The organism is Paenibacillus sp. 1-8 (genome assembly GCF_056316205.1).
In genome coordinates this window covers 3,530,615-3,545,507 of sequence record NZ_CM149995.1, presented here as the reverse complement: position 1 = coordinate 3,545,507, position 14,893 = coordinate 3,530,615, and the positions used below count along the sequence as shown (strand labels likewise).

General features: G+C 47.6%; 13 protein-coding genes, 1 other RNA gene and 1 pseudogene. 10 read left to right on the top strand and 5 right to left on the bottom strand.

Annotated features, from left to right (window positions below):
- Positions 1–35 precede the first annotated feature (35 nt).
- The 6 genes and pseudogenes from rpoD (at position 36) to rnpB (ending at position 4,700) form a co-directional block, all read left to right on the top strand.
- On the top strand, positions 36–1,169 hold the full coding sequence (gene rpoD / locus AC0WRU_RS16260; protein ID WP_025683256.1) for an RNA polymerase sigma factor RpoD: 1,134 nt from the start codon (positions 36–38) through the stop codon (positions 1,167–1,169).
- Positions 1,170–1,255: 86 nt separating this feature from the next.
- Complete coding sequence (locus AC0WRU_RS16255; RefSeq protein WP_476125550.1) at positions 1,256–2,095, top strand: hypothetical protein; 840 nt, start codon at positions 1,256–1,258, stop codon at positions 2,093–2,095.
- Positions 2,092–2,853 carry a tRNA (adenine(22)-N(1))-methyltransferase gene (locus tag AC0WRU_RS16250; RefSeq protein ID WP_476125549.1) on the top strand — a complete coding sequence of 254 codons (762 nt, stop codon included), beginning with the start codon at positions 2,092–2,094 and terminating at the stop codon, positions 2,851–2,853. Before AC0WRU_RS16255 ends, AC0WRU_RS16250 begins: the two co-directional genes overlap by 4 nt.
- Positions 2,829–3,944 carry a Nif3-like dinuclear metal center hexameric protein gene (locus AC0WRU_RS16245; protein ID WP_476125548.1) on the top strand — a complete coding sequence of 372 codons (1,116 nt, stop codon included), beginning with the start codon at positions 2,829–2,831 and terminating at the stop codon, positions 3,942–3,944. Before AC0WRU_RS16250 ends, AC0WRU_RS16245 begins: the two co-directional genes overlap by 25 nt.
- Before the next feature lie 127 nt (positions 3,945–4,071).
- Positions 4,072–4,224 (top strand): annotated as a pseudogene (locus AC0WRU_RS16240) (flavin oxidoreductase); the annotation flags it as partial.
- Between the two features lie 77 nt (positions 4,225–4,301).
- An RNA gene (gene rnpB, locus AC0WRU_RS16235) (RNase P RNA component class A) lies at positions 4,302–4,700 on the top strand.
- Positions 4,701–5,146: 446 nt separating this feature from the next.
- On the opposite strand, the gene AC0WRU_RS16230 is transcribed toward rnpB, so the two are convergent.
- From AC0WRU_RS16230 to AC0WRU_RS16215, 4 genes are all read right to left on the bottom strand, one after another.
- Positions 5,147–6,367, bottom strand: a complete 1,221-nt coding sequence (locus AC0WRU_RS16230; RefSeq protein WP_476125547.1) for an aminotransferase-like domain-containing protein — start codon at positions 6,365–6,367, stop codon at positions 5,147–5,149.
- 419 nt (positions 6,368–6,786) lie between these two features.
- Positions 6,787–8,637: an ABC transporter ATP-binding protein gene (locus AC0WRU_RS16225; RefSeq protein WP_476125546.1), complete on the bottom strand. Its 1,851-nt coding sequence runs from the start codon at positions 8,635–8,637 to the stop codon at positions 6,787–6,789.
- Complete coding sequence (locus AC0WRU_RS16220) at positions 8,630–10,393, bottom strand: ABC transporter ATP-binding protein (protein WP_476125545.1); 1,764 nt, start codon at positions 10,391–10,393, stop codon at positions 8,630–8,632. The genes AC0WRU_RS16225 and AC0WRU_RS16220 overlap by 8 nt, the downstream gene beginning before the upstream one ends.
- Before the next feature lie 79 nt (positions 10,394–10,472).
- Positions 10,473–10,883: a MarR family winged helix-turn-helix transcriptional regulator gene (locus AC0WRU_RS16215; protein WP_476125544.1), complete on the bottom strand. Its 411-nt coding sequence runs from the start codon at positions 10,881–10,883 to the stop codon at positions 10,473–10,475.
- Between the two features lie 444 nt (positions 10,884–11,327).
- Between AC0WRU_RS16215 and AC0WRU_RS16210 the strand changes: the two genes are divergently transcribed.
- Both AC0WRU_RS16210 and AC0WRU_RS16205 read left to right on the top strand, forming a co-directional pair.
- Entirely contained in the window at positions 11,328–11,465 is a 138-nt protein-coding gene (locus AC0WRU_RS16210; RefSeq protein ID WP_476125543.1) for a hypothetical protein, read from the top strand.
- An 87-nt stretch (positions 11,466–11,552) separates the two neighbouring features.
- Positions 11,553–11,795: a hypothetical protein gene (locus AC0WRU_RS16205; RefSeq protein ID WP_081750722.1), complete on the top strand. Its 243-nt coding sequence runs from the start codon at positions 11,553–11,555 to the stop codon at positions 11,793–11,795.
- Between the two features lie 63 nt (positions 11,796–11,858).
- Here the strand turns inward: AC0WRU_RS16205 and AC0WRU_RS16200 are convergent, their stop codons facing one another.
- Complete coding sequence (locus AC0WRU_RS16200) at positions 11,859–13,742, bottom strand: S8 family peptidase (protein WP_476125542.1); 1,884 nt, start codon at positions 13,740–13,742, stop codon at positions 11,859–11,861.
- Between the two features lie 184 nt (positions 13,743–13,926).
- Between AC0WRU_RS16200 and AC0WRU_RS16195 the strand changes: the two genes are divergently transcribed.
- Positions 13,927–14,433, top strand: coding sequence for a YpuI family protein (locus AC0WRU_RS16195; protein WP_149093303.1), 507 nt, complete (start codon positions 13,927–13,929; stop codon positions 14,431–14,433).
- Positions 14,434–14,621: 188 nt separating this feature from the next.
- On the top strand, positions 14,622–14,849 hold the full coding sequence (locus tag AC0WRU_RS16190) for a DUF1540 domain-containing protein (protein ID WP_149093304.1): 228 nt from the start codon (positions 14,622–14,624) through the stop codon (positions 14,847–14,849).
- Positions 14,850–14,893 lie beyond the last annotated feature (44 nt).

Here is a 14,893-nt window from a genome sequence, read left to right as displayed (position 1 = left end):
AGGTCGGATGTTTCTAGGGAGGAGGGAGTCGAAAGATGGCGAATGATCAGCATACTGAACTGGAGACGGAACTGACACTGGATCAGGTTAAAGATCAATTGATTGAGTTGGGTAAAAAAAGTTCCTCTCTGAACTACAAAGATATCATGGAAAAACTATCGTCGTTTGATCAGGACCCCGAGCAAATGGATGAGTTTTATGAGCAACTGGGTGACTTGGGGATTGAGGTAGTAAATGACAACGACGAAGAAGTTACCAGATTGCGTCCAAACGACGACCCGGAAAACAACGACGGGGATGACTTTAACTACGATGACGATCTGAGCCTGCCTCCCGGTATTAAAATCAATGATCCGGTCCGGATGTACCTGAAAGAAATCGGCCGTGTACCGCTTCTTTCCGCTGATGATGAGGTGGAGCTGGCGAAACGGATCAACAACGGTGATGAAGAAGCCAAACGTCGACTCGCAGAGGCGAATTTGCGTCTGGTTGTAAGTATTGCCAAGCGTTATGTTGGCCGTGGAATGCTTTTCCTGGATCTGATTCAGGAAGGTAACATGGGTCTGATTAAGGCAGTAGAAAAATTTGATTACGAAAAAGGATTTAAATTCAGCACGTATGCGACCTGGTGGATTCGTCAGGCCATTACGCGTGCCATAGCCGATCAGGCGAGAACGATTCGTATTCCCGTGCATATGGTGGAAACGATCAACAAGTTGATTCGCGTATCGCGTCAACTGTTGCAAGAGCTGGGGCGTGAACCTACGCCGGAAGAAGTGGCTGCGGAGATGGAGCTGAGCGTGGAGAAAGTACGGGAAATTATGAAAATTGCCCAAGAACCGGTTTCATTGGAAACGCCAATTGGTGAAGAAGATGATTCACATTTGGGGGATTTCATTGAGGACCAGGAAGCGCTGGCGCCTGCGGATGCGGCTGCCTATGAACTTCTGAAGGAACAGCTTGAGGATGTGCTGGATACGTTGACCGAACGGGAAGAGAACGTCTTGCGTCTCCGTTTTGGTTTGGACGACGGTAGAACCAGAACCCTTGAGGAAGTGGGTAAAGTATTCGGTGTTACACGCGAACGTATTCGTCAGATTGAGGCTAAAGCGCTGCGTAAGCTGCGCCATCCAAGCCGCAGTAAGCGACTGAAGGATTTCCTCGAATAGAAGCGTAACATTGCGGACCTTCTGCGGCTTGGAGCGCGCAGAAGGTCTTTTTTTATCCCATGGCAGCCTTGGTGGAGGGGAAAAGCTTGGACCAGGAGAAAAAACGGGCAATACTGTTGCATGAAATTGAACATTGGCGGCGAAGTCGGCTGCTCCCTGAGCAATATTGTGATTTTTTGTCTAACCTCTATCGAGAGGACGAAAATCCGTCACAGAGCCAAAGCCACAGTAGCACCGGGCTGCTTACATATCTTAGAACCGGGCATGGAATCGCCTGGCTTCTTGGTTTTGTCATTATTTCCTGCATTTGTTTGATCGGTTTTTATTTTACCGCTTTTCCGTTGGCAATGCAAATATTCTCGGCATGTGCAGTAACCGGGATCTGCTATGGAGTAGCTGCAGTTTGGCGTTCTTCAGAAAAGAGCATGAGCGCTATGCTGAGTATCTTGGGCAGTGTGATTATGCTGGGTTCAGGGGTGTGGATTATTCAGCTCCACCAGGGTGAACCTAAATTTTGGGTTGTGGTTCTTGTCGGTCTGTGCGGGCTGGTATGGTGCCTTGTAGGCTTAACCCTGCGTATCACTTTGCTTCACTACTGTGGCTTTATTGCACTGCTTTTGGTATATGCAGTTCTTATTGGCCGTTACTGGCCTGCGGCTTCTCACGTGATGCTGGAGGGATTTTGGATTTTGCATGTAGCATTGCTGGTATGGTTAAGCTGGTGGGTACATCGCCGCTTTTCACGTCTGGCTTCGGTCTACTTTGCTATCGGAATGACATTGGTTTTCATGCCTGAAGCAGACATGATCGTGCTGCGTCATCAATCATCGGGAGATGTTGTATTGTACGGCTTATTGAAGTTGGCTGTTGTTGTAGGAATTTTATTTTGGACTCGAAAAAAATGGATTACGTGGGTGACGTCATGAAGCTTTCTCAACGATTACAATATATTATGGAACAACTCCCTGTCGGGAGTAGATTAGCGGATATTGGCTCTGACCACGGGCTGCTCCCTGTGGCCGCGGTGCGTAGCGGCCTCGTAACCCAGGCTGTGGCAGGCGAAGTCAATGATGGGCCGTTGCGTGCGGCTCAAAAGCAGGTCGCTGAAGCGGGTCTTACTGATCGCATAACCGTTAGAAAAGGCGACGGCTTGGCCGTAATTACAGCCGATGAGGTTGATGTTATTACGATAGCAGGCATGGGCGGTGCCTTGATTGCTTCCATTTTGGAGCAGGGGAAAGATAAGTTGGATTCAGTAAAGCGGCTTGTTTTACAACCAAACGTAGGCGAGGATATTTTGCGCCGATGGCTGATCGAGCATCAATGGGTATTGACAGGCGAGCATATCATGGAAGAAGATGGGAAAATATATGAAGTTTTGACGGCTATACCCCTGTCGGATAGCTCTGTGAAGCAGGATGAGCTATACCGACCGTTAGCCCTTTCCGGCAGCTCGCTAGTATTGACGCAGGAGTGGCTGGAACAGCTTGGACCGTTGCTGATCAGAGAGCCCAATGAAGTCTTTTTCCGTAAATGGAAGCTGGAAATTCATAAGCTCCAGAACGTGCTTGCACAGTTGGCGCGGTCAGAGCAGGAATCGGCGCAGCAAAAGCAGGAGCAATTACGTAAGCAAATTGAACAGCTAAAGGAGGTACTTGCATGTTTGCCAAAGGACAAACGGTAATTAGCTATATGGAACAGCTGGCTCCAAAATATTTGGCAGTTCCGGACGATAGAATCGGGCTTCAGCTTGGCAGCCTGCAAAAGGAGATCAAAAACATACTGGTAGCTCTGGATGTCAATGATGAGGTTGTGGAAGAGGCGATCCGTGTAAAGGCCGACCTGATTATTGCCCACCATGCTATCATATTCCGTCCACTCAAAGCATTGAATACGGATCAGCCCGCAGGCAGATTGTATGAAAAGCTGATCAAGAACGATATTGCCGTCTACATCAGTCACACGAATCTGGATACGGCAGAGGACGGTATGAATGACTGGATGGCCGAAGCTTTGGGCATTCAAAGTGAAGGTACGCTGGAGGATGTCCACACGGAGCAATTGTTCAAGCTCGTCGTTTTCGTACCGAAAACACATCATCAACGGGTGTTGGATGCCATACTGGGTGCGGGAGCCGGACATATCGGCAATTACAGCCATTGCAGCTTTAACATTGATGGCTATGGAACTTTTGTGCCAGGTGAAGGCACACAGCCGTTTTTGGGTGAGCCGGGTAAAATGGAACGCAGCGAAGAGGTGCGCATAGAGACGGTTGTACCACAGGGTGTGCGCAACAAAGTTGTTCAGGCGATGCTCAAAGCTCATCCTTATGAAGAGGTGGCCTATGACCTGTACCATATGGATTTGCAGGGCCGCACATTTGGCCTGGGACGGGTGGGCAAGCTCAAGGAAGCCCGCACGTTACGCGAGTTTGTCAATGATGTGAAAGAAGGCTTCAACGTAGAGCATGTACGTGTAGTAGGCGATCTGGACCGTACAATCAAAAAAGCAGCCGTACTCGGAGGCTCTGGCAGCCGTTATGTGAACAAGTCGATTTTTAAAGGGGCTGACGTATTAGTAACGGGTGATATCGACTATCACACGGCTCAGGATGCCCTTATGGCTGGCATTGCCATCATTGACCCTGGTCATAACGCAGAGAAGATTATGAAGCCTAAAACCGCAGAATGGATGCGCAAACGGCTGGAAGAAGGCCGATACTCTACGGAAGTACATATATCCCAGGTGAATACCGAGCCTTTTCAATTTTTGTAAAAGCTTAACTTCTATGAGAAGATGAAAGTGTTTTATTACTTTTAGTCATAGGGGAGAGGTTGTATGCTGCTGAGTCTGCAATCCATGCCTATCCGGGGATGGTTGCTGTTGTTACTTCCCGTCATAACAGCAAACTTACCAGGATGATGAACTGTTTCTGAATGAAGGCATGCCTGATTTTAGTAAGCTTGATATTCCGTTATACGTGGGTCGTTCTACTTATTTTGTGGCAGATGATACGTTACAAAAGAAGGTATACCCGTTTTATTTGAACAAATAAAGGAAGCTTTCTAATTTACAATATTTTTAGGGTTGTGTCGAGCGTGCGTTCCCTGTATACTATGTAATGTTGTTCGGAAAGTTTAACAGACAATCGCTGGCGGTGTGAACCGCGAGAGGAAAGTCCGGGCTCCATAGGGCAGGATGCTGGATAACGTCCAGTCAGCGCGAGTTGAAGGATAGTGCCACAGAAATGGACCGCCGATGGCCGCTTGCGGCACAGGCAAGGATGGAACCGAGGTGTAAGAGACCCCGAGGAACGCTGGTGACTTCGTTCCTGGTAAACCCCATCTGGAGCAAGACCTAATGGGACACAGCTTCTTCGCGAAGCGGCCTTAGCCCGAGGCGTGTCTAGGTTGGTCGCTGGAGCCGGATAGCAATATTCGGCCTAGATAGATGATTGTCGCTTGTAGTGGGAGGGTAGTTCCCGTCTGAACCACGAATAGCACAGAACCCGGCTTACGGAAAACTTTCCACACTGCAACACCTTAAAATGTATGATGTTAACCTTTTAAATGACTGTTTGTATGGAAAACTTGGAATCCAAATGTATTTAATGAATTATAAAAAAGGTCAAGCCATATTCCTTTGGGAATCAGGCTTGACCTTTTTTTGTATACCTTATTTTACGCAGCGTATGTGTATGTTTAGGTCTATTTCATTCTGTTTTTTTCTACTCATTCCCTCTACCGTAAAAACGTCCGGGGATGAGGCACGTAGTCAGCGTAGCGGAGCATTTGAATCCGGAGAAGCGCAGCGTTTGCCTGGAAGCCTTCCATAGAAAAGCTCGCATCGTAAGCATAATCTGCCCCCCCGGATTCCGACCTTTGTCGGAACTTATATGATAAGAATCCGAGGGCAACAGCGATCGTAAGATCAAATGATTCCCGAAGCGTTCTCGCGTGGGTGCCTGAAAACCTTCATCAGCGCACGCTTTTTTCCAATCTTTCCTCCGTATACTTCTTCAACGCCCGATCCAACCGGTCAACCGCTTCAGGAAGCAGTGAAGGATCAGTATGCGTAAAGTTGATCCGCATATGGTTGCTGCCGCTCAGATCAGCATAAAATACTTGTCCTGGCACAAATGCGACCCCTTCCTGAATGGCCAGTTCCAGCAAGCGATCGGAACGGAAACCTTCGGGTAAAGTGACCCACATAAACATGCCGCCAAGTGCATCATTCCACGTAATACCTTCCCATTGACGTTCTTTCATCAGTGTTGTGAGGCGTAGCATACGAGAGTGATATTCGCTGGATACGGTACGAATATGCCCATCCAAATCAAAAAAGTCCAAGAGCTCATTTAAAGCACGTTGATCGATACTACTGGAGTGTAGATCAGCAGATTGTTTGGCCTTCGAGACTCTATTGACAATCGCTTGATCAGCAACCAGCCATCCAGAACGAACACCAGGAGCAACGGTTTTGGAGAACGTAGAGGTGTACATGACATGACTGTCTCCACCTTGCTGCTGGTCAATGGATAAAAGGGTAGGGAAGTTAAGGTTTTCATCAAATTTGAGACGTCCGTAAGGATCATCCTCAAAAATCAAAGTTCCGTATTTACGGCATAGCTCAACAACGCCTACTCTGCGTTCCATGCTCCATACACTCCCCGATGGGTTGGAGAAAGTTGGGATGACATACACGAATTTAGGCTGATATTCCTTGAGCTTGGCTTCAAGATCATCTAATTGCATACCGTTGGAGTCTGTATTTACACTTACAATGTTGGCGCCATAGGACTTAAACACCTGAAGAGCTGCCAAATAAGTAGGAGACTCCACTAATACAGTATTCTGCGGATCAATCAGCACACGCGAAACCAGATCGATAGTCTGCTGTGAGCCTGTCGTCATGATGATGTTATCTCTGGTGACGGAGATGCCTTGGGATGCCATCATGGTTGTAAGGCGTTCCCGTAGAGGAATGTATCCATCGGTTAGACCGTATTGAAGCGCGGTAGTACCGCCGAGACGGAATACCCGCTCATAGGCTTTAGCAACAGCTTCAATGGGAAAAAAGGCGTCGGCCGGAAGACCGCCTGCTAGGGATAACACTTCTGTTCCCTGTGTCAGCTTCAAAATGTCCCTAACGATGGACGAGCCCTGAGTACGAGCCATACCCGAAAATTTGTATTCCAATCCAATCATCTCCTGTGTTCTATACTGTACTATGAAATTTATTGTATTATAACAATAATGAAGTATAACAGTAAACGTCTGAATATTACAGTTGATTGGTCTAATGGAAAGCAGAAAAAACCACCCCTCATCCACATGTGCATAAGAATCACCAAAGCAAAGTTACCCACAATTCTACATGAAGCTTTCTTACAAAACCTAACACGTTATCGCATAGACGATAATATGGCTTTGGAAATTCTAGCAGCTATGAAAAAACATAATAAACAAGCTGATCCGCCAAACATCGGACAGCTTTTGAGCACACCAAAAACGTGTCTAGATCGCCCTTCGCAGCGATCCAGACACGTCTCTCTTTTACCCTGATATGCTATAAGTGACTACTATCATGTTTTTTTCAAATAGAGACTGGTTATATTTTAGGATGCATGTTCAAACTGACTGTTGTATAGATCGGCATAGAAGCCGCCTTTAGCCAGCAATTCCTCATGGTTACCCGTTTCCATAATGTCACCGTCCTTCATGACGAGAATCAGATCGGCATTCTTGATCGTCGAGAGGCGGTGGGCAATCACAAAGGAGGTTTTCCCTACAGTCAGCTGGTCCATCGCTTGTTGAATCAGCAATTCCGTACGCGTATCGACCGAGCTTGTGGCCTCATCCAGAATGAGCATGGGTGCATCTTCAATCATGGCTCTTGCAATGGTAATCAATTGCTTTTGGCCAGCAGAGAGACTGGCTTTGTCGTCCAGCACCGTATCATAGCCCTGCGGCAGTGTTTTAAGGAAGCTGTGCAGCCCCACCGCTCTAGATGCAGCTTCCACCTGTTCATCAGTAACATGCTCTTTGGAAAAGACGATATTCTCACGGATCGTTCCTTCAAACAGCCAGGTATCCTGCAGCACCATACAGAATAATTGATGAATATTCTCACGTGTTAATTGGCTGATCGGGGTTCCGTCAATATAGATTTCCCCGCCGCTCAGCTCATAGAACCGCATGAGCAAATTCACGAGCGTCGTCTTACCGGCGCCTGTCGGACCAACAATGGCAATTTTCTGACCGGCTTCAGCTTTCATGGAGAAGTCTTTGATAATCATACGGTCTTCGTTATAACCGAAACGGACATGTTTGAATTCGACATTCCCTTTGGCGTTGTCCAGCTTCTTGGTCTTGTCGCTCTCATCCGCCAATTCTTCTTCACCTAGAAATTCGAATACACGTTCACTGGCGGCAGCCGCCGATTGCAGATTGGTTGCGGCCTGTGCCAGCTGTGACAAGGGTTGTGTAAACAGACGAATATACACCATGAAGGCCACAATGGTTCCGATCGTTATAGCATGTTGGTTCACCAGCAAAGCGCCCACGACACAGACCGCGACATAACCGAAATTCCCGATGAACATCATGACCGGCATCATCAGGCCAGACATGAACTGGGATTTCCATGCATTTGTATATAAGCGGCTGTTAATGCCATGGAACACTTCCTTGGCTGCTTTTTCTCCGTTATATACCTTGACTACGTTATGACCGGCATAGGTTTCTTCGATATGACCGTTGATCTGGCCAAGCTCCGCTTGCTGTGCTACAAAATATTTCTGTGAATGCTTCATAATCACGGTCATCAGGGAAAAACCGATCAGCGTAGCTACAATCCCGGTAACGGTCATAATCCAGTTCGTATACAGCATCATAATCAAGGCGCCTACGAAGGTTGCCAGCGCGCTGACAAGCGTGCCGAGACTGTTGTTTAACGTTTGTCCGATGGTATCGACATCGTTGGTCACACGGCTGAGCACATTACCGTAGCTCGTAGCGTCAAAATACTTCAAAGGCATATGATTGATTTTTCGGGACAGCTCTGTCCGCATCTTCTTTGTAAGACGCTGTGACACGGTCGCCGTAATGAAGCCTTGGAAATAGTTAAAGATAAGGCCAAGACCATACAAAAGCGCCAAAACAAGAACGATTTTCTGGACAGCACTCACATCAACCCCTGTTACGATTCCTTCCTGGATCAGGTTGGCAATATCGCTGAGCTTCCCCGGACCAATCACGTTGAAGGCGGAACCGACCAGGGCCAGCACCATAGAGAGTATAATCATGGGCACATAGGCTTTGCTGTAGGATAAGAGCTGGCTGATGGTCTTTTTAAAATTATTCGCTTTTTCACCAGCACCCATGCCCCCTGCGGGACCACCACCCATGGGACCTCGCTGTTTCATTTTCATGCTCTGGTTGCCTTCGGTGTGTTCATTCTTATCCATGTACGAGTTCCTCCTTTGAAAGCTGCGAATAAGCGATCTCCTGATAGGTGCTGCAGTTCGCCATCAGCTCATCATGTGTGCCGCTCCCTACAATCTCACCCTGTTCCAGTACGATAATTTGGTCAGCGTCCTTAATGGTGCCTATGCGCTGAGCAACAATGAGTGTCGTAGCATGGTCGGTTTCTTTTTTGAGAGCCGAGCGCAGAATTCGGTCTGTTTTGTAGTCCAGTGCTGAAAAGGAATCATCGAAGATATAAATCTCCGGCTGACGGTAGATGGCACGCGCAATGGACAGACGCTGCTTTTGGCCGCCTGATACGTTCGTTCCACCTTGTGAAATCCGTCCCTGATACTGACCGTCCATTTTTTCGACAAATTCCGTGCCTTGGGCAATCCCTACGGCTGCCTGGATGAGTTTCTCCGAAGCCTCTGCTCTTCCGTTATCGCCGTACGAAACGTTGGATGCCACTGTACCGCTGAAAAGCACGGCTTTCTGAGGGACATACCCGATTTTGTTATGAAGTGCATGCTGGTTATAGTTTTTGACATTGACACCATTTACGAGCACTTCTCCCTCGGTCACATCATAGAAACGGGGAATCAGATTGATTACGCTGGTTTTACCGCTGCCAGTCGCGCCGATGAAGGCAACTGTCTCACCCCGTTTCGCCGTAAAGCTAATATCGCGGAGCACGGGCTCCTCGGCGTCCGGATATTTGAAGCTGACATTACGAAATTCCACCTGTCCCATAACGCCTTTTTCTCCAGCCGTCTCATGCCCGTTCATGATGCTGGATTGGGTGTTCAATACCTCCATGATCCGTTTGGCAGAAATCGAAGCGCGAGGCATCAGGAAGAAAATCATACTAACCATCATAAAGGCCATGACCACCTGCATCGCATAAGAGGAGAATACGACCATATTGGAGAACAGCGCAATGCGGTCCGGCACGGCCGCCCCGTTAATCAGGTAAGCGCCGATGCAATAGATAGAGACACTCAGACCCGACATAATAAAGGTCATACCCGGGCCAATCATTGCCATTAACCGGTTCGCAAACAGGTTTGTATTCGTCAATTCGATGTTGGCCTGCTCAAACTTTTCCTCCTGATACTGATCTGCATTATAAGCGCGCACCACCCGAAGTCCAGTCAAATGCTCACGTGTTACCCTGTTCAGATTATCGGTGAGACGCTGGATTCGCTGGAAACTGGGGAGAGCGAAAATAACAATAACACTTAGCATCAGGATCAAAACAGCCACGGCCGCTCCTGTAGAGGCGGTCCACTGCCAGTTTTTATCCGCAATCTTCACAATAGCCCACACGGCCAAAATCGGTGCCTTGACGATCACCTGCAGTCCCAACGCAACGATCGTTTGAATCTGGGTAACATCGTTCGTGGTGCGGGTGATGAGGCTTGCCGTCGAAAAGCTGTTCATCTCTTCCATTGAAAAGGACAAGGTCTTATCAAACACCATTGCACGCAGACGCATGGCCAGCCCTGCCGCCACCTTCGCCGCGAAATAGCCAACAATAATAGATGCAATCATACTGCCGACTGCACACAACAGCATGTAACTGCCGGGAATCAGCAGTTCCAACATAGGCGTTCCTTCCCTTTGCAGCTTGGTCGTAATTTCCGCCATATAATCAGGCAGCTTCAGATCAAGCCAAACCTGCACAACGATGAAAGCCAGGCTGCAAAGCACGAGCATCCATTCATTTTTCTTGAGATATTTGAATATCTTTAGCATTCTGTTGCTCTCCTTTTATCTGAAAATCTTAGGTGTTTGGTGCAATTTGATGCACCCTGCATGCGACCTGCTTAGGAATTCAACTTTTAGAGACAATAAGCTTAATGAGTCGGATAAATTCTTTGGCATCCTGTTCGTCCAGCTTGCGAAGAATGCTCTCGGTCCATGCGATTCCTTCATTATACTTATCAATCATAAATTGCTTGCCTGCATCCGTAATGAATACAATCACCTTACGTTTGTCGGTGACATCGGTATTGCGTACGACCAGACCTTTCTTCTCCAGGCTCTTCAGCGCCGTTGCTACCCTTCCTGTACTGACGGACAAGTATTCGCTCAAGTGGCCCGAGGTAACCCCGCCCTTATTGGAATTCAGACAGATGAGAATCCCCATTTCACCACGTGAGTAGTGTCCTCGCTCCTCTAATGACGGTTTGTGCTTTTTGACAATATACTCGAATAGTTCTGTCGCTGATGTCTTATAATCCAATGGTCACAACACCTTCTAGCTTTTATCTTATACTATAAGATAATAATGATGCCCGGATAAAAAGTCAATTCGAGAAAATATGGAATACAAGAAGCATCCATGACCATCTTCACGGGAATACATTGAATACACAGCTTCAATCATATGCCAGCAATGATGCGACAGAAAATCTGAATGTCTGTCTGGATGCAAAGGTGGATTTTATCATCAAGCGCAACCAGCGTCGCTAGCCGCCCGAAACCTGGCTGTCTATCGCCAAACAAGACGGAATGTGCTGCGAGGAACGCGACGGCAAATACGTTTATCCTCCAAAGATCCCGACCTGAGGATGGTTTTAATGTATGGATAAAGCTTCCGCCTGCTGTTGATATCGCAGAGCTGGGACGATTAGCTGATCGTGAAGGCATATCCTTTTTACCAGGAGGGGTATGTTATGCAGGTGGTATGGAAAGTAATCATATTCGTATTTCCTTTTCATACACGGCCAAGGATACACTCGAAGCAGGATTGCGCAAGTTATGCCGTTTGCTGGGAGAACTGCTTGACCGCTCGGTCATCATGGAACGAAGGCCTATTTTGTAAGGATATTTGCAATAGGGGGTAAACATCCAATCACAGGGAGCCCCTTCGTAATATGCTGTACTAATTCACCGAAAGGAGTTGCACATTATGAGTCATTGCCCTAACGAACCGATCGTGTGCCCGCCGATCCAATTTGTAAATCATCAATTTTATCCGCAAGTTGTTCCCGTTGTTCATCCGATTGAGATTATCAATCAAGCGCATATTATACCTGTACCCCACCATGTATTTCCAGTGGTTGTAAAGGACCCAGGTGACCCTTGCTGTCATACCCGCAGTCATACTCGCAGTAATGGCAAGCGTCAGGTACGAAGCAGTTCTAAGCGCTAAGAGATTACAAAAAAAGCAGCCATGGAGCGTACCATGGCTGCTTTTTGCCCAAACGGAATCTTTTTACGTTTCGAGCATCTTCAAGAGAGATTTTAACTTGTCACCCAAATGCTGTGGATAGAACTGCAAAGGAACATACGGACGTTGAGCTGCTTTCAACGCCTTATATACATCGATTTGGCCATATCCGAAATATTTGTCATGCCCTGGTGTACCCAAATCAATCACGCTGTTTCTCATCAAATCCATGACCTCTTTGTTCGTCAGGTCGGGGTTGATGGAGCGGACGAGGGCCGCGAGCGCTGATACATGCGGACTGGCCATCGAAGTGCCTGAGAGGGCAGCGTATTGGTTCCCCGGATACGTGCTTGCTATGCTTGCGCCGGGGGCCATAACATCAACATAATCTCCGTAGTTGGAAAAGGAGGCACGGTGCATAGACGCGTCTGTGGCAGATACGGCAAATACTTCAGGATAGGCAGCGGGATAGCCGGGCCGTTCCGTATTATCATTTCCCGTGGCCGCGACTAATACAACATCCTTGTCATAGGCATATTTAATCGCATCGTGCAAAAATTCAGCTTGCGCATAATTGCCGAGGCTCAAATTAATGACCTTGGCTCCATGGTCTGCGGCCCATATAATGCCCTCTGCCACGGAATAAGTGGTACCGGACCCGGATTGATCGAGTACCTTGACAGGCATGACCTTGTTATACCATGTCATGCCGGCAACTCCCTCTCCGTTGTTCACGAGCGCGGATATGATGCCGGCAACATGCGTTCCGTGACCAACGTCATCGTAAGGTTTTTCTTTCGGGCTAACTACGTTGTGTCCCGGGAGGATTTGGCCCTTCAAATCAGGATGGTCCATATCCACTCCCGTATCCACGACGGCTACGACGACATTTGTGCTGCCTTTGGATAATGCCCAGCCCCGGTTGGTTTCGGTGGCTGGCAGATTCCACTGATAGCGGGAAAAGAGCAGGTCATTTGGAATAGAGACATCCGACGCTTTTACGGTTTTTTTTTCATTCGTCAGATACATGTAGTGAGGTTCTGCATATACCGGGTTCCACTTCTGCGAGAAATATTGCTTTAGCTCTTTGAAGTTCATGTTATCCGAATGAAACACATACGTATAACCGAGCTTTCGGCCTGGCTCACAGTTCAAATCTGCTGCGATCTCGCGCAATTGCCGTTGATCAGGATTGTGGCGGAAGCGAACGACAATTTCATTTTCAAAATAATGGCTCGCATTTTCATTGTCATGACCCGTCTTGACGGTAATATCATGCAGTGTGTCGGGATGTACCGATTCGATTTTGTAGCTGCCTTCCTTCGGATAGGGGATCAGGCGCAGGTTTTTGCGCTGATGCTTTTCCACGTCACGAAGCACTTGCTGGCTGACCAGCGCGGCAACGCCGTTTGTTCCGTCAGTCGCTGGCTCTGCCATAACAAAATATTTTTGACCCTCGAACTGAAAGGCTGCGGATTCGTAAGATTTGTTTTGCAGGACGGAACGGCGAGCCGCTGCCAGACTGTTTTTGACTTGAGTGTTATTAAGCAGACGGGATTGTGTCTTTCTGCCTGTGTAGGTTGTGCTCTTCCCGTCGCGTGTATTGATCCACTGTAGCGTGTGAAGATGACTGTGAGATTGCTGAAACTTGCGGGCAAAATGTTTTTTCTGATCAATGGTTTTACCATTCAGTTCACGCATTACGTATTCAATATCCTGTCTGGCGTCCATGCGAGTGATGGTGTCTGTAGCGGACAAGTCCAAAGCCAACATTCCTTTTTTGAGCTGCTGTTCCTGATGTGGCACCATTTTTGCCGTATATTCGGGCTGGGGTGTGTGGCGGTGATCTCGGGAAGGCAGCATCAGGGTGATGACAAGCACCCCGGCGGCTGCTCCGATCAGGGGTTTTAACCATTTTTGCCGAGACATGGGACCGTCCTCCTTGGGAGTTTATGAATTTATGGTTATCGTGAGAAGGTTGGCATGTTTTTATACCTTTCAATCCTTATTTGTGGTAGGATAAATACTGAAAATTACAGCTCTTTCGGTTAGAAGGATCTATTTTCGGGTAACCAATTGATGAACAAGCAACAAATAAGGGGGAGCTGCATTGATGTCAGCAGTCAACGTACAAAAATTATGTGAGTCGGCGCAGGAGAAACTGAAGTCTGCCGTGGAACGGGTGGAAGCATTCCTTAATGAGCATGCACTGCCGGAGCTGGCTATGGATCGCAGTGAGGAGTCCGTACTCTTTTACAAAGGCTTTTTGTCAGATCTCCGCCATGTCCTTGTTTTTTCCGAAGTATCTTATGAAAAGCTCGGTGTGGCTTTGCGCCGTGCCAACTTTGACGTCGATTTTGCGGAAAAGGCATTGTATAACGTTTACCATGACTGCGTGAACAGCTTTTTTTATCCCAAAAATGAATCTTACGCAGAGGACGGTCGCTACGCTTATACGGGACAAGATGCTATACGCTTCCGTAAAACGCCAGTGAATCCCGCCCGCGAAGTGATCATGGACATTACGAAAAATTTTGAAGAATTGCGCGATGATCTTGCTTATTATGAAAGTGATTATTTGACCCAGCGCCGGATGCAGACTCGTCGTACACATGCATAAGTATCTAGCCCGTTGATTTTTTTAATTAAAAACAAAAACAAATGAGACAAGCAAGCCGTTTCCTGTTTGCTTCCTGCCAGTGTGGAGGAGGTGCCGGAAACGGCTTTTTTCGTATGTCACCAACTGCCATATACCGTGGGCGCATAGGTGAACGATACCGGGGGGACAATGAATTCGAGGTGATGATCATGAGCCAAGAGGCCAAGCCAATAGTCAAATGCAGCGTAGCCAATTGTCATTATTGGGGAGAAAACAACTTGTGCAAGGCAGATTTGATCATGATAGAAATTGACAGTCATGCCGGGAAAAAATTTGATGAAGAATATGCGGGCGAAAGCTTCAGCTCAGTCGAACGTGACCAGGCTGCAACTTCTGCAGCAACCTGTTGTCACACCTTTAAACCAAAGTCTCTGTAACAATCCATCCCGCGAATCATTACGTAATTGGAGGTGCAGTGTAT